A 19614-nucleotide genomic window follows, 5' to 3' on the forward strand; every position below is an offset into this window, starting at 1 on the left:
ATTTCTAGAACCAACAACTATCGAAGGTATTTACCAAAGCATACTATCAGCTCTAAATTGTTCTAATTGGTCTATAGTCCCATCAAATTCATTTAAATCTACATTTCCTGCAATTCCAGATACATGTCCACTATTAGTAAATTGTAAAAATTTCCATTCTCTCCATCCTGCAAAATCTTCTGGTTGTTGGACATTATAACGCGCATACCATAATGGAAATTCCCCAAGTAATTCATTAAGATTATTTCGACCAAAATCTAGATATGTGTATAAAATAGGTTTTACACCAATTTTTTCCATAACACATTCCATCCAGATTGTTGCCCATTCAGAAAGTTGATCCTTACTCAACCCACCCTGATTTGTTTCAAGATCAAGTACGGGTGGTAAAGATATATTATCTTCACATCCTCCAGCTTTTGTTACAATATCAACAAAATGATCTGCCTCTAAAATAGGGTCATCTAATGATTCTGGATATGCAAAATGATAAGCACCAACATAAAGTCCGGCATTTTTGGCCTCCGAATAATTGAAATCGAATTTAGTATCTTTATGAGTTGCCCCTTCAGTTGCTTTGATAAAAGCAAAAGACTTTCCTGATTCATATACCGAAGTCCAATTAATATTTCCTTGATGTTGCGAAACATCAAGCCCTTGTATATTATTCAGATTTCGTGATTGCACTATTTTCACCTTACCTTCTACTATTTTTTATCAAACCAAACTATTTCTTCTAATCATGACTTCATTTCTTCAAAAACTAAATGACCTTTTCAGTGAAATCTGAGTTAGTTTGCCCAGTTTTTGTATTATTATTATTGTTTTTTGAATTTCTTAACTTTTGATTACATGATAGAGACATATCGACTGTTCAATGATGGATTATGATGTAATTCCAAACAACTTATATATGAATTTGATTTCTTTTTGAACAGACTTCACCAGTTGGTGAAGTTGTCCTTTTTCCATCATATGTATCGCTTCAATGCCACTAAATATAGAAGTGTGTTTCATACGAATTAAAACTCAACAAAGAACGCACACGTTTCTTAATGAAACGATGATATTGTTCTGCAATATTGTTAAGGTACCGTATTCGCCTAATTTTGACGCCTTCAGACATCTCTTTTACTCTTCCAACTGTTCAATCGCTAAAGGGTATGCTGGGTTTTTATCAATCGTAACGACACGTGGTGTTGTAGAATGGCAAACAGACAAGGCTTTTAAAAAAGCAATTGGCTGCACTGTTTATCTTTTATTCTTAGTGGAAAAGTTGAGTTAAGTAAGCCCGAAATATAGAAAAGCGCACCTTTTCGGTACACACGACAAATAGCCATCTATCCTATTTTTTTCGGATAGATGGCTATTTTGCACATATGGCTTGGATTTTTTTCGACCAAGGCATTTAATTATTTAAAATCTCTGGCTGCTGATGAATCGGTAAATTTGGCAATCCTGTCATTAACGTCACTATGTATTGGTAGAAATCGATGCCGTTTCAGCCAAACTTAAACAGATGGCATTCGCTTTAGCGCCTGCTTCATTAACAGAGAAAAGCCAGTTCTTACGACCGATCACATTTGGACGAATCGCATTTTCAGCCGGGTTATTATCGACTTCAATCCTACCGTTCCACAGAAACGCGGCTATTGTAGAAAGAGAAAAACGTTTCAAAAGTGGGATGACTTTTGAAACGCTTTTGAGTTTCTACAATACGTTCTTTTAATTTTTTTATTCCTAATACCTCTGAACTTTGTTTAATCGCACGAATAAGTTCTTTTTCAAATTAGTCGTCATCTTCAGCCCAAAGAACTCTATGTGCTTTCAAAATAAAAAGGCAACGATAGCTTGTTAGCCGGCTGCCCTTTTACCAGGAGTAAAATACATCATATGTTACGGCTCAATTGTACTTAAATCAAAAAGCATTTTGACACACGGACGTGTTAAAGTACTAACTGCTTTGCTGATTGATGGATTAGACAATTACTTTATTATACTGTGCTAATTTACCCTTTTTTATACATGAAATGTGAATTATTTTTATTGCGAATGCATAGGCGTTCCACTCTTTTTTATATGTCTTTCAAGCAACTTGAATTGAAGCGCCTTCTTACTATTATGTATACGATGAATGTCTTTCCTCCATTTTTCCATAGAAACAGCGTTCCACTTCTTTTCCACTAAATATAAAAGAGGTACCTACTTAATGCCACCAATTTGGATTATCCCTATATTCTAGTAATCTGTTACTATTCGTAACGTACTACCCTTGACGTGATTTCTGATACTGGTTCAAACAGAAGCCATGTACAGTTTTTTCCTTCTGCATAACCAATGAAATACAATAAGTCTTTTGGTAAATCTTTGTCTTCCGTGATATTTTCAAATAAAGGGATAAACCAACCATAATCTCCTTTAGGAAAAACAGTGAGCTCCATCTCATTTGTAGAAGTTAATTGAACTTGTGTTTTCAACCACTCCACAGTTTCTTCCGAAATACTAAAAGTGGATACTGATAGCATTGTTTCAGCTAATTTCACTTTTTGAGCATTGATATCAAAACTTTTTTCTTCAGTCATAATAAGTCCCCCGATTATATCTTTATTTAGATAAATTGCATCCTCTTCATTTTACGATATTTAACGCCCTGTGAAGTTATTTTTTTTACTTACTTTTATATAACCACCTTTTGCAAATTAATAATGAGTCTTAGTTTTTTATAACATTGGAGGATTTTCCATTTCTAGGTATACCAACTTAGTTACCACTTTTGTCATAACATTATGTCGTTGTAGCTTTTTTCACTGTTACTTTATCGATAATTTTCGATACTTTGCCTTCTGTTGTGAATGACAATGAACGTGATATTGTTTTGTTTGTGTTAAGGTCGATTTCATATCTTTTAAATAAAATGATAATAAATTGATAATTTATAAGGAATTCTACTTATTAAATGTTATAATTTTCAAAGTGAAATGGAGGAGAGATTATTTGAAATATTTTACTAAAGTTATTCTATTATCATTTTTAGGGCTATTATGTATATTTACGTTTTCTCTAGATAATGAAGCTAAAGCAGCTGAAAAAGTAACACAGCTTAATTTTACACCCTTTGATACAGAACTAGATAAAGATCATGATATTCTTTACATGACAGATTTGGGGAGTAAAACAATTTATGCACACTATTATAAAACTGGGCAAATAAAGTCGCTGAATCTCCCTTATGCAGCGGAACGATTAACATTACGAAACGGTATACTTTATGTAACACAGATGAAACAAAGTCATACAGATTCTACAGGAAGTCCAAATACCGGAGCAATTGCCGCTATTAAGACAAACGATTTTACAATTGATTATATCCTGGATGTTGAAACGGATCCATATGATATTGCAGTAGATAAAGATAACTATTTATACATAACCCCAGGTTCAGGGCAACATAATAACATGCTCGTATATAATTTAGCTACAAAACAGCGTGTGGAAAATACAAAAAACACAGCTATTTATGAACAATCGACTGTGGTCTACAATGAAGAATTATCGAAACTTTATACAATTTCTAAAGGTATCACACCCACTGATATCTACGCGAAAGAAATAAATCACGGGATTATTACAGCAAGCTATGACTCACCTTATCATGGGGATTATGCAATAAATCAAACATCAAATTTAACTCCTGATGGATTAAGCCTATATAATCTAGGAACTGCGTATAGTTTAACATCAGTCAAGTCTGGTGATATGACATATAAACTTGGCTTTGATGAACGTTACGACGATTTCGCCTTTAATGACCAATTAACATTTGCCGCAAGTCGATCATCAGGGATTGATGTTTACGCTTATGATACAAATGATTTCCTATATACGCTTTATGGTACGAAGCGAGTAAAAAAAGTGTTCGTAAATGATGGACTAATTGCAATCATAGAAGATGGCAAGGCTAAATACTCCATTCTCTATAATGAAAATCTTCAATCCAATCCCATGTCAATTACAAAGTCAACATTTGAAGCTAAAAATAGCTATAACAATACTATTATTGAGAATTTGCAAGACGGTGCCAAATATTTACCACTAAACAGCACTTTTAAAATGTACTTCAACCAAAAAATATCTGAAATCAATCCTGACAAGATTACACTTAAAGATGCCAGTGGAGAAGTACCACACACTGTCACTGTAAATAAGAATGTCGTAACAGTTCAACCTAAAGAACTGAAATATTTCACTGATTACACACTTACCATTACTGATGGTGCAGTAGTAGGCTATCAAGGTGCAACACAAGACACTACTACTAGCTACCATTTCACTACAAAAGCATTACCAACATCAGGCCTAACTTTATCAGTGAACGATGATGCTGCACCTGCTAAATATATTTTCACAGCATCTGCCGCACAAGGAAGCAACATCGAATATCAATTTTCGGTTGCAACATCAGGTTATTATACAGTTGTTCAACCATTTAGCAGTTCTCGTAACTTCATTTGGCAACCTACACGTTCAGACAGTTATACTATTAAAGTAGATGCACGTAGCAAAAACTCTGGTAATCTATCTGACACCTATTCATTGAAAAGTATAACTGTTGTAGATCATGAATTACCAAAAATCACAACTACAACGACTAGCTATGATAAAAATCTAAATACCGTCACCGTCTTCATTCAGGCTATAGACAATATTGGTATTCGTTCGATTACATTGCCGAATGATAAGGTTGTAAACAGTGACAAAGCAACATTTACAGTAAGTAAAAACGGGAGCTATTTTGTAGAGGTTGAAGATTTATTCGGTAATGTACGAACTGAAGAAATCTGTGTCAACGACATTGATAATGCACCTCCAACACTTACAGTTAAACCAAACACAACAAAACCAACTAAAAAGAATGTCACATTAACAATTAATGCAACTGATAATGTAGGTATAAAAAAACTTACATTACCAGATGGGTCAATATTAAAATCTAGCACTGCTACTTTTACTGCTACAAAAAATGGCACGTACAAAGTCGTTGCAGAAGATTATGCAGGCTTTAAAAAGACCTATAAATATACCGTTTCTAATATTTACAAACAAGCACCGAAAACTCCAGTAGTTCATACTCTTGGAGATGCGGATGTAATGATTTCTGGTACAGCAGAACCATATGTAGATTTCGTCTTAAAAATACCTGGTAAAAAAGCAATGGTAACATGGACATCTGATGATGGTACATTCAAGTTTTACATTCCTCGACAAAAAGCAGGTGCAAAAGTAACATTTTATGCTAAAAACCCACTTGGGCAAACAAGTAAAATGAAAACGATTATTGTGAAGGATACTACGCCACCCCCAGTATCAAATATATCGATTACATCGGCATCTATGATAAATGTAAAATCTGAAAGCAGTGCAACAGTATACATTTATAACGGCAAAAAGTTAGTGAAGAAAACCACAGCGAAAAAATCAGGCTATGTACGTGTACAAATACCTCGCCAAAAAGTAGGCACTACATTATCGATCTATGCAAAAGATAAAGTAGGTAATAAAAGTAAAGTGAAGAAATTTACAATAAAATAACGCATAAAAAGGAAGTGATATATATTACTTCCTTTTTTCTTGCTTCTATTAGTGGAGATTACTTATTGTTTAAGAACTGTGATAGTTAGATATAAAACTTACAATTTTCATAATTTACAAAGCTTTTTCTAGCAACTCTTATTTCCATAGAAAAACTACTTAACTATTCCTGCTTCCTAATATTAGTAATATACTTCACTTGTTATTCATGATACGATTTGGTCTTGATTATCTTATAGGAAGTGTTTATTTTATGCCTTTGACTTTTGCTCACCCAGCAGCTGTACTACCCTTTTATAGGAATAATAAATATATTAATTTTTCAGCAATGGTAATAGGAAGTATGGCTCCAGATTTTGAATATTTTTTAAGAGGTAGACCATATGGTGATATTGGTCATACCCTTTTAGGTTTTTTCTACTTTAATTTACCTCTCGCTTTGGTAGTTTATCTTGTATATCACTTATTTATCCATCAAACTTTTTCTACTCATCTACCTAAGTTCTTACAAGGATTTCATACTAGAAACATTGTTACTGATTACAAATTCAAACCCATTGTTTGGATCTATTCGACTCTATTTGGGATGCTAACACATGTACTTTGGGATTCATTTACTCATATTAGTGGATTCATGGTAGCAAGGATTCCCTTGCTCACTAATTCTATTAATTTTAATGGTTTTAGTTTTCCAATTTTCAAAGTAATACAACATACAAGTACACTATTCGGATTAATTTTAATAAGTGGTTTATTTATTATAAAATCGTATTTAAATAAAAGTGACTTAATCGTACTTATTAGTGTTCGTCACAAACTTAGTTATTGGACACTTATCTTCATTTCTACACTTGCCCTATTTTTAATGTGGAACATACTGAATAATGTTTCTTTCAAGAATTATGGTACTCTAGTTGTTCGAGTAATAGATTCATCTTTCTTAAGCTTATTAATAGTTTCGATCTATTTTAAGTATAGAAAATAGGAAACGTTCCCATATAAATACTTTTTAAAAAAGATGACTCAGGCGGATAGCCGAAGTCATCTTTTTAACATTAAATCTAATAAGCTCTTTAATAATCTATCCGTTCTTTTGAAACTACTTTTGTTTCTCTACAATAACACCTTCAAATGCTAATTTATAAATCGCTAAAATATCTTCTTTTAGCAATGATAGTGGACTTCTAGCTAGAATACGTTTTTGTTCAATCGCATCATTTGTAAGTCCTTCTAAAGCATCTTCCGTAATATTAAAGCCTTTTAAAGTAGATAGCATGTTAACATCCTCTACAAGACGTTTTAACTCAATTACACATTTAATTGTAATATACATAGCTCATTTCCCTACTACAAACCCAACTACACGATTGTTATCTTGGTTAATCAAAACTTCTGGTAAACCAGTAACGGCATATGAGTTGTTTTTGAAAGTTACTTTATATACAACTTGCCCAATATCTTTTGGATCAGAAATTTCATCCGATGCATCGACTAAATAGTCTGTAATACTGGCTGTACCAACTTGGATTGTTTCTGAAGTTCCACAATTATTTTTGATAAGATAATCTATTGCTACTTGAGTTACATTTATTTTAATATCATTTGATAATTCAAATGACACATCAATACGCTCTTCATCACTAGCACATCCGAATAACATGATTGATAAGCAAAAGAAAACGATGGTATTTATCATTTTCCGTTTCAATAAAACTCCCCTTTTTTCAAACGTATTTTAAACAAAGGCATAAAAGCTAATGTCATCATATTTTTTTGTAGATAATTGAAATATTGATAATTACTCATATTAGACTATGCTTCAATAGTTGATATCATATGTATAAAATGATTGGAATATAAAAGAGCAGCGACATAATATCGCTGCTCAATAAGAAATTACAATTTTCCACCTTGTTTTTTATAAATTTTTATATCAGTAGGTTATTGATACATAATTGATAAAGTTTACAGTTTTTTGATATCAACGAAGCCGATTGAGGTTTGAATTATTAGTACTGGTCATATGTCTCCTACTATACACTTTTTTAACCTCAATCCTTTTTTACCACTCTCCCAAAATAATTCGTCCCTATGACTCCCATTATGATCACTAATGCTCCTACTAAATGATAATAGTGAAATTCCTCTTGTAGAAAAAGAACTCCCGCTAAAATCGTAATGAGCGTCGCAACATTACTGAAAACACTCATTTTAGATGCAGCCATTTTGGATAAGGCATAATTTGATAAAAACGAAGTAATAAGTGAAGAAAGAATACCTAAATAAACAATGGCTAAAACAAAATCTAAATGCATAATTGGTTTGAAGAATTGTTTCGTAGTACCATTGATAACATTCATACTAATGGCTATTCCGTTAAAACCTATAAATCCAAAAAGTGTCATTATATACGTTAAAGTAAACAATGAATACTGTTGCGTTAACTTTCTTGCAAATACATTATAAAGTGCTGATGTAATGGCTGATAACAAGATAAATCCACTTCCAATGAAGCTAACCTTAGCTGTCCCTACCCCGTTCATCATGAAAATAAAGATGACCCCAAGTACTGATAAGCTAACGCATATTAGCTGTTTAAATGAAGTTTTTTCTTTCAAGATTAAACTAGCTAACAGTAATGTAAAGATCGGAATGGTAGCTTGAATAATGCCTGCTTCTGAAGAAGAAGTACGCGCTAGACCAAACACTTGGAAAGCAAAAAATAAAATAGGATAAAGTAATGCTAAAGGAAGTATTCTCTGCAAATCCTTCCATCCAATTTGTAATTTATTTTTACTAAATAACAGAAAAATCGTTGCTACAATCCATGCAACTGTAAAACGATGTGCCAGTGTATCTAATGGACTTGCCACCGTTAGTGCAATTTTGACAAACATAAAGGAAAGTCCAATTATAAGGGCATATATAATTGCTGCGATATATGCTTTTTTCATTTCTTTCATACGATATTACCTCTTTTCGATTAGTCCGGCCGGTACAACTATCGTATTAAAAAACACATATTTATACGACTACAAAAAAACACATCTGTACCGATACAGATTGAATTAACCAAAAAAGTATTCTACAATAATTTTTAGTAACATAGACCGGATAGTCCAAGAAGAAAAATTGAAATTGGTAGGTGCAAAATAGTGGGTAAACTGGAGAAATGGCGTGAACTTATACAAAATGGCAGTATTATTTTGTTTTGGGATACAAAGATTTTGGAGCGGAATTTAAAACAATTAGAACGTGATGGTTTTGAAATATATAGTTTTGATTGCATCCTTTGGAATGAGAAAAATTTTCACGAAGAGCTTGCAAGTACTCTTCATTTCCCTGATTACTATGGTGAAAATTTAAATGCTTTTAATGATTGTTTATCAGACATAGTACCTAAGAAAACAGGTTTTATTTTAACTTTTAAAAATTATGATGTTTTCACGAATAGGTATCCTGACATTGCCTATGATATTTTAGATATTATCCAATTAAATGCTTGGAGAAACCTTATTGAAGGTAACGTTTTACTGGGATTTGTTCAATCAAATGATGGGAATTTCTCTATGCCACCGGTAGGCGGGATGTCTCCCGAATGGAATAGTGATGAGTGGCTCGAAAAAAATAGAGAACTGTGACACATATTCAATTAAAAAAGGACCATTTAAATTGGTCCTTTTTTTTATTAATCAAATATCAACAATATTATTTATCAAAAAAGTTTTCAAAACTAATATTTTGAAAAAATACTAATAAGTTGTTACGTCTACTTTACTAAAGCTCTGTTGAAAAAGCTTAGTTAGGTTGTTGGATAATAAATCGTCATACTCAATCGTGTTAAAGTGTCCCCCGAATTACAATATGTGTGAGGTCTATCAGCCTTAAATCTGATTGAGTCACCACTTTTTAAAATATAACTACTGTCACTTACACTTATCGTTACTTCTCCATCAAAAACTGTGATAAATTCCTCAGTTCCCTCTCTATGAGAATCAGAGCTTAATGCCCCTTCTTGTTCTATTTCAACCGAGTAAACTTCAAAGCGTCTATCCTCTTGGAAAGGAAATGAGGGATAGACTCTATAACGTCCATTGTCTTCAGACAATACTTGAATTTCACTTTTTAAAACAACTTTAGTATCTGGTTGAGGATTATTTATTAGTGAAGTAAAGGATATCTTTAATCCATTAGCTATTTTCCAAATAGTTGTTAGAGTTGGACTTGATTCTCCTCTTTCTATTTGTCCTATCATCGTTTTACTTACTCCACTTAGTTGAGAGACCTTTTCCAAACTTAATTTTTCCTTCTCTCTGATTGCTTTTAAATTCTTTGCAAGAATAAGTTGTATTTCTTCCATAAACTCACTCCTATTTCATGTACAATATAACGACCTTTATGTATAATAAAAAGCATACAGTCGTTATATTGGTTATTTCGAACATTATAACACACAAATTTAAAAGGAGGTCCCTAATTGCCTATATTTTCATTTTTATTATTTGTTTTTATTTCCAGTTTCACTCCAGGTCCCAATAATATCATGGCAATGGCATTTTCGAATAAACATGGTTATAAAAACACCCTTAAGTTTTGTTTAGGAGTAGGTGTTGGATTTTTTGTCATCACATTAATGTGTACTTTTTTAAATAACATCCTTTTAAGTGCTTTGCCAATAATTGAACTTCCTTTGACGATTTTTGGTGTAGCTTATATGTTATATTTGGCTTATAAAATCCTTACTAATAAGGGTCTTAACGGTGGAAATAATGAAGGTAATAGTAACGGTTTTTTCATAGGTATCTTGTTACAATTTGTTAACCCAAAAGGTATTCTTTTTGGCATTACAGTAGTATCAACTTTCATAATCCCTTATTACAATTCGTATTTCAGCTACTTTCTTTTCTCATTATTTTTAGGAATGGTCGGTGTAATGAGTACATTTAGTTGGAGTTTATTTGGTTCGATTTTTCAAAAGCACTTATTACAATACAGGCAACAATATAATATAGCTATGGCAGTTTTATTGGCATATAGTGCTTTTTCAATTCTTATCAAATAGAATATTAGTAGAATGATATGTTTTCATATATATAAGCGATTTCATTCGGTCGCTTTTTTGGGGTAGAGGCTAACTACATGTTTATTCAAATTCGAGAGATATTCAACTACCGTACAAACAATGCGGAATTTCAATATTACTTCTTCAATTTTTGATAACTTTAATATATTTCAAAACTTTTTTGTTCGTTAAGTTCAAATATGCAAGGAGGTACAACATGCTCAAATATGAATCAATTTATCATGATCTTTGCGCAAGGATACATAATGCTGACTTGCCATCTGGTGCAAAGTTACCGTCAATTCGCCAATTAGCACAACAGTTTTCTTGCAGTAAAAGTACTATTCTCACAGCATTACAAAAACTTGAAGACCATCATTTAATTTATGCTATTCCGAAAAGCGGCTATTACGTCGTAGACCATCAAATTGCACAAAAACCAACTTCAACTAATATAATGGATTTCGCCACTTCATCACCAACATGGCATGCATTTCCATATCAAGATTTTCAGCATTGCATGAACAAAGCCATTGATACATATCAAACAGATTTATTTAAATATGGTACAGCTAAAGGATTACCCTCATTAATCTCAGAGGCAAAGAAATTATTAGAATCGTATCAAGTATTTACAGATAACAGCAATATCTTTATTACTTCAGGTGTACAACAAGCACTGTCCTTGCTTAGCCTTATGCCCTTCCCTAACAACCGCAAAACTATACTAGTAGAACAACCAAGCTATCATTTATATATGGATTTTCTAAAAACATACAATCTGCCTGTTATCGGTATAAAACGCTCTACAAATGGCATTGATTTAACAGAACTAGAACAGCTCTTCCGTAAGAATGAGATTAAGTTTTTCTACACAATGCCACGTTTCCATAACCCTTTAGGTACTTCTTATAGTAAAAAGGAGAAAGAAGCGATTCTTCATTTGGCCAACCAGTATGATGTCTATATTGTTGAAGATGACTTTTTAGCTGATTTTGAGTACAAATCCAAACGTGATCCAATGTTCGCAATGGATACTCATGACAGGGTCATCTATTTAAAAAGCTTTTCTAAAATCATGTTTCCTGGACTACGCATTGGATTTGCCATTTTACCGAATGTATTAATCAACATTTTTCAACAACATAAAAACACGACCGATATTGACAGCTCTATGATTTCACAAGCTGCACTTGAGCTTTATTTAAAAAGTGGAATGTTTGAAAGGTATCGTGCACAAGTACATGAAAACTATCATAAACGCGGGAAAATTCTTCAACACTCGATAAAAACACATTTACCTATGTGTCCAGCTTCTTCAGAAATATGCATGCATAGCCATATCATCTTCCCCAAAAAAGTAGATTTGAATCGAATAATTCAATATTTAAGCCACAAACAAATTTTGTTTAACCCAATTGACGATAACTATTTAGCCGACTTTTATCGTGAGCGTATTTTAAAAATCAATGTATCAACGATAGAAGATGAGAAAATTGATGATGGGATTAAAGAAATTGCTTATACATTAAACAATCTGGATAACTACTTTTAGCGATACTGAAACAATACCTTCATGGTTTTGTTTCAGTTTTTTTGTATAATACGCAGTTAAAAAACCTGTTTATATAGTACTCCTAGTATAGAAATCATCTACAAAAATTGTTTTTTTAAAATTACTTTGACAGATAGAGTACTTTTTTGCTAACATTACTCTATCAGGTAGAACAATAATATCTAAGCAGGTGAATTATGGTTAGAAGCGATATCATTCGTGGACACTTGGATTCAATTATTTTACGTCTGATTCTAGAGAAAGATCGATATGGTTACGAAATATCTCAGGAAATTAGTTTACGTACAAATAATCGTTTTCAAATTAAAGAAGCAACTTTATACGCCGTGTTTCAACGATTAGAGAAAAAAGAACTGATTGAAGCATATTATGGGGATGTCTCCCATGGAGGAAAAAGAAAGTATTACCGTATTACCACTTTAGGAAAGGCATATCTAAAAGAGCTTGTATACGAATGGACTGAAGTGAAGGAAATTATCAACTTGTTTATGGAGGGTTTAGAATGAAGAAATTGAAAAATCATATTGATGAATTATTTAAAGACATTCCTAGCAATAAAGAAACAGAGATGGTTAAGCAAGAAATTATACAAAACCTCGAAGAAAAAGTGTTCTATTTAATGGAACATGGAAAAGAAGAAGAAGATGCAATTAATAAAGCCATAGTTGAATTTGGAGATATTGAAGAATTAAAAAAAGAATTGGGTGTGAAGCAGCCTGCCAAGAAAAACATGGCTAGATTAAATTTAGAGTTTTCCTTTTGGGGAAGTGGTTTAATAATTGTCTTTTTTATTTTTATCAACCTGTACTATACCCCAAATACAATTTGGGCAATCTATCCAATCTTCGCTATTTTATGGTGGCCTCTATCAATGTACTTCGTATGGTCACGTAAGAAATGAGGTAAATAGAAAATGAAAAATTACATTAGCTTTGCAGCAGCTGGAAGCATGATGACTATTCTATTTTTAGGAATCACCAATTATATAACATCACCACATGATATCTGGTTTATATATCCTAGTTTACTTCTTATACTGTGGCCAATTACCCTTTACTTCATGTCTAAGAAAATGTACAAACAACATTCGATTTTCTGTAGTATTATGTTGATTTCCTTCCTTATGATTGAAAATTATTTATATTCACCAAATCATTTATGGTTTTTGTACGCTGTTTATCCAATTTTATGTTGGCCTATCCTCATGTTTTTAGGAGATAAAGCTAAATCTATAAAAATCTCAATTATATTCTGTGCAACCACGATCATCTATTATTCAATTCTAAACATTATACTCTCACCACAATATCCATGGGCTATTTACCCTGCTTTCTTAATAATGTGGTGGCCATTAGCTTTATATCATGCTAAGAAAAGAACTTTCGTAGCGTTTTCTATTTACGCAAGCATACTAATTAGTATCTTTTTCATAACAGTAAATTTTGTCTCCTCCCCTGGAACAATATGGGCTATTTACCCAATCTTTTTAGTGATGTGGTGGCCACTTAGCATGTACTTTTATGTTTATAAAAGGAAAATATACAAAGATATTAATGAACATTAATTATTGACTATCACAATCTGTATGCTAAAAAGGCGCCAATTTACTTGGCGCCTTTTTGTATATACTGTTTATTATTGTATTTCACTTATAACGGCTTCTTTTTGTACATTGAGGTAATTTGTTTAGCAACATATTCTGAACTATATTGAATTCCATCCTTTATCCACCAATTAATAATTCCTAAAAGAGATGCTGCAATGATCTCCAAAGCTACAGTATTCTCTGTAGTGGCAATGTTTCTTTCACTCCGTCGCATATGTATTACGTTTTTCAAAAATTCAAATAATTTGTTTTTAAACTCGGTGCGCTCTATAAATACAGCAAAAATCTTCCGATATTCATATATAAAATCTAAAAATCCTAACAAATATTCCTGCTTATCTAAATTCTTCATTTGGAGTAATGGTTCAGTTTTCGACGACAGTTCGTCGAAGATTTCTTGTACAATTTGACGTAACAGATCGTTAATATCCTCATAATGCAAATAAAATGTGGCACGATTGAGCTCCGCACGATTTGTAATTTTTTGTACAGTCAGTTGTGCAACATCCTGATTTTCGGAAAGTAACGAAAACACCGCATCTTTCAACATTTTTTTAGAGCGCAATGCCCGTGGATCTTGTTTTTTTTGTATAGACATTTTATCCCTCTTTATCGATTATCATTTATTTAATCAACAAAAATTATCATTTCGTTGTTTAGTCGACAAATTCATTAATAGTGTGAATAGGCAACTTATTTTAATACTGTTATCATTTATTTTATCGACTATGTGTCAATTAAGCAATGAAGAGAGGATTTCATAAATGCTACAAACGAATAAAGAAATCAATAAAGGAATATTATTAACGGTTTTAATTCTTGGTTGCTTTTTATCAACATTGAATCAGACTTTATTAAATGTTGCCTTAAGTAGTTTAATGGATATTTTTAAGGTTTCGGCCACAACGGTACAATGGCTTGCAACGGGCTTTATGCTCGTGAATGGTGTTTTAGTACCAACAACTGCTTATTTAATGAAACGTTTTACGACTCGTCAATTATTTTTGAGCGCAATGCTACTTTTATTAATTGGTTCCATTATCTGTGCTTCAGCACCAAGCTTTGGCGTGCTTTTAGCTGGACGTATGATCCAGGCTGCAGGTGCAGGGATAATAATGCCTCTAATGATGGGAGTCGTATTAATTATTTTCCCAGTTGAAAAACGCGGCAGTATCATGGGCCTATTAGGATTAGCCATAATTTTCGCGCCTGCGATTGCACCGACGTTATCAGGTTTTGTCATTGAATACTATTCTTGGCGTTGGTTATTTATTGGACTTTCTGTACTTGTAGTAATCGTTATTTTACTTGCATTGAAATATTTAATGAATGTATCTGAAACATCTAAGCCGAAGCTTGATGTTTTCAGTATTATCTTATCAACGATTGGGTTTGGTTTGATTCTATACGGTTTTAGTAATGCTGGTAGCAAAGGTTGGAGCGATATCGTTGTTATTCTTTCCTTAGTATTAGGATTAATTATTACAGCTTTTTTCTGTATTCGACAAATCCATTCAGAGGATCCCCTGTTAAATTTAACTGTCTTTAAAAATAAAGTATTTACAGCAACTTCTCTGATCAACGTGTTAATTACGATAATAATGTATGCGGATATGATTTTACTGCCAATTTATTTGCAGAATGGCCGAGGTTTCACAGCATTTGATGCTGGTCTATTGTTATTACCAGGAGCCCTTGTGAATGCTTTTATGTCACCTGTTACAGGTAAATTATATGACCGATTTGGTGCAAAGCCTTTGTTTATTGTTGGTTTAATGTTTATTATCCCTTCCATGTGGGCTGTAACGGATTTAACAGAATCCACAACTTATTTGTATTTAATGATACGGACAATTTTCCTTCGCATCGGTTTAAGTTTTCTTACAATGCCTTTGAATACTGCAGGACTTAATGCTTTACCAAAAGAACTTGGAACACATGGCTCGGCGGTCAATAATACCGTTCGCCAATTAGCTGGAGCAATCGGAACTGCGGTAGTAATTACGATTTATACGGCGCAGTCTGCAGACCATGCCCTTACAATTGGGCAGGAGAATTCAGGAGCTAGTTCTGATATGATTCGAACAGCAGCTTCCATTTTAGGCTCAAGTGATGCTTATTATTTCATGACAATTTTAGCTATTATAGCGCTAGTTTTCACCCTATTTGCGCCATCAAAAAATAAATAAAATGTTAAAAAAACCGCTTCTTGTATATAAGGATAGATATTGAGATTTGGACATTATTCTATATCAAAAAACACCCTGTTCAATTTTTTTGAACAGGGTGTTTTTGATTAAACTATTTCATCACGATAGAGTTCTCTAAATATCTAAAAAGATAGATCGATTGATAATTCTTCACCGTTAATCATGAAAGACTTTATATTTTATTTATGAAGGATTTCTCATTTCGATACTATTCAGTGTTGCAAAGGGAAAGACATTAGTGCCATCATTTGAATTGTTCTTCCGTGGCGTTCTTTGTAATTGGCTTGTTTGCCTTGCCTTTTTCCTTCCTTATTCAGTTAAGGGTGATGGACCCAAAATAGCCATGATGATATTATTTGTTTTTTGCTTTTTTATTTCTGGATATGAACATAGCATTGCCAATTTAGTTACCTTTTCTATTTCAATTGCAACTCAACATCCAGATGCAGTTACCATAGCTGGAATTGTTCATAATATTATTCCTGTCACAATCGGAAATCTTATCGGAGAAACATTGTTTATGGCCTCCATGTACTATTATGTAAACAAACCCTTTATGGAAGATGATGAATAAAAAAATAGCCTCTTTAAGTTACTTACAGAGGCTTATCATTTTCTTATTCAAATTTTACTACATGTGTACTGCGGCTAACTTGACGTAGGAACAAATACAAATTCTACTTTACAGCATTTATTCTTAAATGACTAAATTCTTTAGGTATATAGTATTTATTATATACTAATGGATATTCCTCATGAATAAAAACGCTCTCTAACAATAAATCACAGTTTTCTCCACCAACTACTTTATGTTTCTGTGATGCGGTATGAACAGAACTGGAACGCTTTATGTCAATCGTCGCTCTATTTGCAAGCTCATAAATTCGGGTTTCAAGCATCTCTAATAATTGATCGTTATCTTGTAAATCTAAGTTCAATTCGGATATTGCTTCAATTGCCATAAAAGTAAAGGAATAAGCTACAACTTCCCCTTCACTCTTATACCAACGCTCAAATGCAACAACTGCTGCAGATTTCCTACATAATACTTGCTGAGTATATTCACTATCCAAATCAATTCTAAAACTCATTTCAACATCATCAATTTGTTTCGTATGAGATTTATATATGGGATTCCCTATTTTCTCTAAGCCAATTTTCGGATAATTCGTTGAAATCTTTGTAATGTAATTCCCTTTACCGTGTACCCTTTTCACCAATCCATCATCTTGTAAAAGAGAAAGAGACTGCCTTAATGTCATTCTACTGACTTTGAACATTTTTGCTAATTCGGGCTCGGCTGGCAATTTGCTTTCTGGCAAAAACGTACCCTTCATAATTAGCTTGTACAATTCATCATACACAGTAATATACAACGGTTTTTTCCTATCTTGCATGTTTGCGATTTTGAATTCCATCTTTTCACACACCTATACTATTTTCAAATCATGGAGCATCTTCTAATTATTCCCTCTAATATGTATTATAACATTTATTTAAAGCTTATTATATCGTTGTATTCCTCAAAAATTTAGAAAAAAATGTGTCACAGTTTTAGCTGTGACACATTCAATTACAAGATCTAACTTAATTTGCTTTTAAAATTTTCCCTAATAGCATCCAGTATAATCCAAGGGCAACTACTACAATAACTGTAAGTGCAATTAAAATAGTTGAAATGTTGGTTTTATCAAGCATTGCAGCTGTGTAAGACATACCGATAGAACCAGCTACATTTATTGTTAAGTTGTAGAAACCAATTGCTGTACCTGATTTTTCTTTAGGAATCGAACTAATACAAGTATCAAGTAAAGGTGCATACATCAAGGCAAATGAACCTGAGAATATAACCATAGAAAGTACATAAATAACAACAGAGCTTTCAGTAAATAATCCTGGAATGAACAGTGCAACTGCGATACCACATAATGCGATTAGCGTTGCTTGTTTACTGCTTAAAACATTACCAATCTTTCCAGAAAGGGCACCAATAATAACTGATATCACATATCCTGGGATTAGTAACAGTGAAATCATATCTAGTTTTAAATCATATATTCTTTCTAAAAAGAATGGGAACACGAAAATATAACCTAATTGTACTGAGTAAATAACAAATACAATTGGTAGCGTACGAATGAAACGTTGGTTCTTGAAGAAAGTCACATCAATTAATGCTTTTGAGCTCTTACTGATGTAGGTTAAGAATAGACCCAATGCAACCGCAAAACCAATTAGGTATAGCCAGTTAAAGTCTGATATATATAACATAACTGTTGTAGCAATTGCTGCGATTAAGAATAATCCAATTACGTCAACATTAACCTTTCTAGACTCTTCCTTAGGTAATAACTTCAAGATGAATGGAAGAATAGCGATTGATAATAAAGCAATTAAGAATAAAGTTGTCCAGTGGAAGTAAGTAGAAATAAATCCACCTGTTAAAGAACCAATTAACAATGACATTGCATAACTACTTGTACTCAATCCTAAGAATTTTTTTTGTTCATCTTTAGGTAAGTGTTTTGTAACATAAATTACATACAATGTTTCCGCAGATGCTAAACCAGCTGTTTGAATAATTCGTCCAAAAAGAATCATTGCAAAATTGTCTTTAAATAGATATCCAATTATCGATCCGACACAGATAAAAATAATACCTGCACTTAAGAGCGTACGGATATTAATTGAGTCTGCTAACGAAGCGTAAACTACTGCCCCAATACCAATTACTAGACCAGCTAATGTTGCTTGCCAACTGACTGTAGTTGCTGAAATCCCAAGGTCTTTTGCGATGTCTACAGATACGAGTTTAAACGAGTTATCAATAATCAATGCAAAAAGGAAGAAAACCAGAATAACCGGTACGGCTTTTTTTGCATTAAAATTTTGATTTTCTGATGCATTTTTATTTATTGCTTCCATTTTAACGCTCTCCTTCTCGAAATATTTAATATTTTTTAGATTTTTTTGACGATGAAATATTCTGTGGGTTGAGGAAAATTAGACAACTTCCTTTCCACAGACTTTAATTGTTAATACCGTTTATTTATTCAGCAAGTTCTAATGCAATTTCCATCATTTTAGTAAAAGCTGTTTGTCTTTCTAATTGTGTTGTTTGCTCATGTTTAAAGATATGGTCACTAATTGTTAAGATACAAAGGGCATTTACACCTGCTTGTGCAGCATTCATGTAAAGTGCAGCAGACTCCATTTCTGCGCATAAAATGCCCATTTTACTCCATCTTTCCATTGCTGTTGGATCAGCATTGTAAAAGACATCACTAGAAAGAACATTCCCTACGCGAACAGGATATCCTTTTTCATCAGCTACCTTCTTAGCTTTTTCAAGTAGTTCATATGATGCAGTAATTGAGTAATGACCTGGTAGATTAAATTGGTGCGCGTAATTAGAATCTGTCGCAGATCCCATTGCAAACACGATATCATACAAGTTCAGGTTATCTTGAATTGAGCCAGCTGATCCAATACGGATTAAGTTTTTAACGCCGAACACATTGATTAATTCCCATGAATAGATCCCCATGCTAGCTGTTCCCATACCTGTACC

General features: G+C 32.8%; 20 protein-coding genes and 2 pseudogenes. 10 read left to right on the forward strand and 12 right to left on the reverse strand.

Annotated elements, in window-relative coordinates:
• Nucleotides 1-30: 30 nt before the first annotated feature.
• From ACQKM9_RS16995 to ACQKM9_RS17010, 4 genes and pseudogenes are all read right to left on the reverse strand, one after another.
• Nucleotides 31-687 carry a glycoside hydrolase family 25 protein gene (locus tag ACQKM9_RS16995; protein WP_427735548.1) on the reverse strand — a complete coding sequence of 219 codons (657 nt, stop codon included), beginning with the start codon at nucleotides 685-687 and terminating at the stop codon, nucleotides 31-33.
• 198 nt (nucleotides 688-885) lie between these two features.
• Nucleotides 886-1233, reverse strand: a pseudogene (locus tag ACQKM9_RS17000) (DDE-type integrase/transposase/recombinase); the annotation flags it as partial.
• A 261-nt stretch (nucleotides 1234-1494) separates the two neighbouring features.
• Nucleotides 1495-1653, reverse strand: a pseudogene (locus tag ACQKM9_RS17005) (IS66 family transposase); the annotation flags it as partial.
• Nucleotides 1654-2252: 599 nt separating this feature from the next.
• On the reverse strand, nucleotides 2253-2582 hold the full coding sequence (locus ACQKM9_RS17010) for a hypothetical protein (RefSeq protein ID WP_427735549.1): 330 nt from the start codon (nucleotides 2580-2582) through the stop codon (nucleotides 2253-2255).
• Nucleotides 2583-2994: 412 nt separating this feature from the next.
• On the opposite strand from ACQKM9_RS17010, the gene ACQKM9_RS17015 reads away from it, so the two are divergent.
• Together ACQKM9_RS17015 and ACQKM9_RS17020 are read left to right on the forward strand one after the other, a co-directional pair.
• Entirely contained in the window at nucleotides 2995-5589 is a 2595-nt protein-coding gene (locus tag ACQKM9_RS17015) for an Ig-like domain-containing protein (protein ID WP_427735550.1), read from the forward strand.
• A gap of 253 nt (nucleotides 5590-5842) precedes the next feature.
• Nucleotides 5843-6574, forward strand: coding sequence for a DUF4184 family protein (locus ACQKM9_RS17020; protein ID WP_427735551.1), 732 nt, complete (start codon nucleotides 5843-5845; stop codon nucleotides 6572-6574).
• 114 nt (nucleotides 6575-6688) lie between these two features.
• On the opposite strand, the gene ACQKM9_RS17025 is transcribed toward ACQKM9_RS17020, so the two are convergent.
• The 3 genes from ACQKM9_RS17025 to ACQKM9_RS17035 form a co-directional block, all read right to left on the reverse strand.
• Entirely contained in the window at nucleotides 6689-6922 is a 234-nt protein-coding gene (locus ACQKM9_RS17025; RefSeq protein ID WP_427735552.1) for a hypothetical protein, read from the reverse strand.
• Nucleotides 6923-6925: 3 nt separating this feature from the next.
• A complete protein-coding gene (locus ACQKM9_RS17030) occupies nucleotides 6926-7297 on the reverse strand; it encodes a hypothetical protein (RefSeq protein WP_427735553.1) in 372 nt (123 codons plus the stop codon).
• Between the two features lie 343 nt (nucleotides 7298-7640).
• Entirely contained in the window at nucleotides 7641-8552 is a 912-nt protein-coding gene (locus ACQKM9_RS17035; RefSeq protein WP_427735554.1) for a DMT family transporter, read from the reverse strand.
• 192 nt (nucleotides 8553-8744) lie between these two features.
• Between ACQKM9_RS17035 and ACQKM9_RS17040 the strand changes: the two genes are divergently transcribed.
• Nucleotides 8745-9230, forward strand: a complete 486-nt coding sequence (locus tag ACQKM9_RS17040; RefSeq protein ID WP_427735555.1) for a barstar family protein — start codon at nucleotides 8745-8747, stop codon at nucleotides 9228-9230.
• A gap of 161 nt (nucleotides 9231-9391) precedes the next feature.
• Here the strand turns inward: ACQKM9_RS17040 and ACQKM9_RS17045 are convergent, their stop codons facing one another.
• The gene (locus ACQKM9_RS17045; RefSeq protein WP_427735557.1) at nucleotides 9392-9949 is read right to left on the reverse strand and encodes a helix-turn-helix domain-containing protein; all 558 of its coding nucleotides are present in this window, start codon (nucleotides 9947-9949) and stop codon (nucleotides 9392-9394) included.
• Nucleotides 9950-10066: 117 nt separating this feature from the next.
• On the opposite strand from ACQKM9_RS17045, the gene ACQKM9_RS17050 reads away from it, so the two are divergent.
• The 5 genes from ACQKM9_RS17050 to ACQKM9_RS17070 all read left to right on the forward strand — a co-directional run bounded on the left by ACQKM9_RS17050 (nucleotide 10067) and on the right by ACQKM9_RS17070 (nucleotide 13791).
• Entirely contained in the window at nucleotides 10067-10651 is a 585-nt protein-coding gene (locus ACQKM9_RS17050; protein ID WP_427735558.1) for a LysE family transporter, read from the forward strand.
• A 217-nt stretch (nucleotides 10652-10868) separates the two neighbouring features.
• Complete coding sequence (locus ACQKM9_RS17055) at nucleotides 10869-12206, forward strand: PLP-dependent aminotransferase family protein (RefSeq protein WP_427735559.1); 1338 nt, start codon at nucleotides 10869-10871, stop codon at nucleotides 12204-12206.
• 197 nt (nucleotides 12207-12403) lie between these two features.
• Entirely contained in the window at nucleotides 12404-12733 is a 330-nt protein-coding gene (locus ACQKM9_RS17060; RefSeq protein WP_427735560.1) for a PadR family transcriptional regulator, read from the forward strand.
• Nucleotides 12730-13128: a permease prefix domain 1-containing protein gene (locus ACQKM9_RS17065; RefSeq protein WP_427735562.1), complete on the forward strand. Its 399-nt coding sequence runs from the start codon at nucleotides 12730-12732 to the stop codon at nucleotides 13126-13128. The genes ACQKM9_RS17060 and ACQKM9_RS17065 overlap by 4 nt, the downstream gene beginning before the upstream one ends.
• A 12-nt stretch (nucleotides 13129-13140) precedes the next feature.
• Nucleotides 13141-13791, forward strand: coding sequence for a hypothetical protein (locus ACQKM9_RS17070; protein ID WP_427735563.1), 651 nt, complete (start codon nucleotides 13141-13143; stop codon nucleotides 13789-13791).
• Between the two features lie 85 nt (nucleotides 13792-13876).
• Here the strand turns inward: ACQKM9_RS17070 and ACQKM9_RS17075 are convergent, their stop codons facing one another.
• Nucleotides 13877-14431: a TetR/AcrR family transcriptional regulator gene (locus ACQKM9_RS17075; protein ID WP_427735565.1), complete on the reverse strand. Its 555-nt coding sequence runs from the start codon at nucleotides 14429-14431 to the stop codon at nucleotides 13877-13879.
• A gap of 166 nt (nucleotides 14432-14597) precedes the next feature.
• On the opposite strand from ACQKM9_RS17075, the gene ACQKM9_RS17080 reads away from it, so the two are divergent.
• Together ACQKM9_RS17080 and ACQKM9_RS17085 are read left to right on the forward strand one after the other, a co-directional pair.
• A complete protein-coding gene (locus ACQKM9_RS17080) occupies nucleotides 14598-16022 on the forward strand; it encodes a DHA2 family efflux MFS transporter permease subunit (protein ID WP_427735566.1) in 1425 nt (474 codons plus the stop codon).
• 226 nt (nucleotides 16023-16248) lie between these two features.
• On the forward strand, nucleotides 16249-16617 hold the full coding sequence (locus ACQKM9_RS17085; protein WP_427735576.1) for a formate/nitrite transporter family protein: 369 nt from the start codon (nucleotides 16249-16251) through the stop codon (nucleotides 16615-16617).
• Between the two features lie 103 nt (nucleotides 16618-16720).
• On the opposite strand, the gene ACQKM9_RS17090 is transcribed toward ACQKM9_RS17085, so the two are convergent.
• From ACQKM9_RS17090 to ACQKM9_RS17100, 3 genes are all read right to left on the reverse strand, one after another.
• On the reverse strand, nucleotides 16721-17461 hold the full coding sequence (locus ACQKM9_RS17090; protein ID WP_427735567.1) for a GntR family transcriptional regulator: 741 nt from the start codon (nucleotides 17459-17461) through the stop codon (nucleotides 16721-16723).
• Between the two features lie 169 nt (nucleotides 17462-17630).
• Nucleotides 17631-18968, reverse strand: a complete 1338-nt coding sequence (locus tag ACQKM9_RS17095) for an MFS transporter (RefSeq protein ID WP_427735568.1) — start codon at nucleotides 18966-18968, stop codon at nucleotides 17631-17633.
• A 124-nt stretch (nucleotides 18969-19092) separates the two neighbouring features.
• A partial coding sequence (locus tag ACQKM9_RS17100) for a purine-nucleoside phosphorylase (RefSeq protein WP_427735569.1) occupies nucleotides 19093-19614 on the reverse strand: 522 nt, incomplete at its 5' end.

The sequence above is a fragment of the Viridibacillus sp. NPDC093762 genome, assembly GCF_050279675.1.
Classification (GTDB): domain Bacteria; phylum Bacillota; class Bacilli; order Bacillales_A; family Planococcaceae; genus Viridibacillus.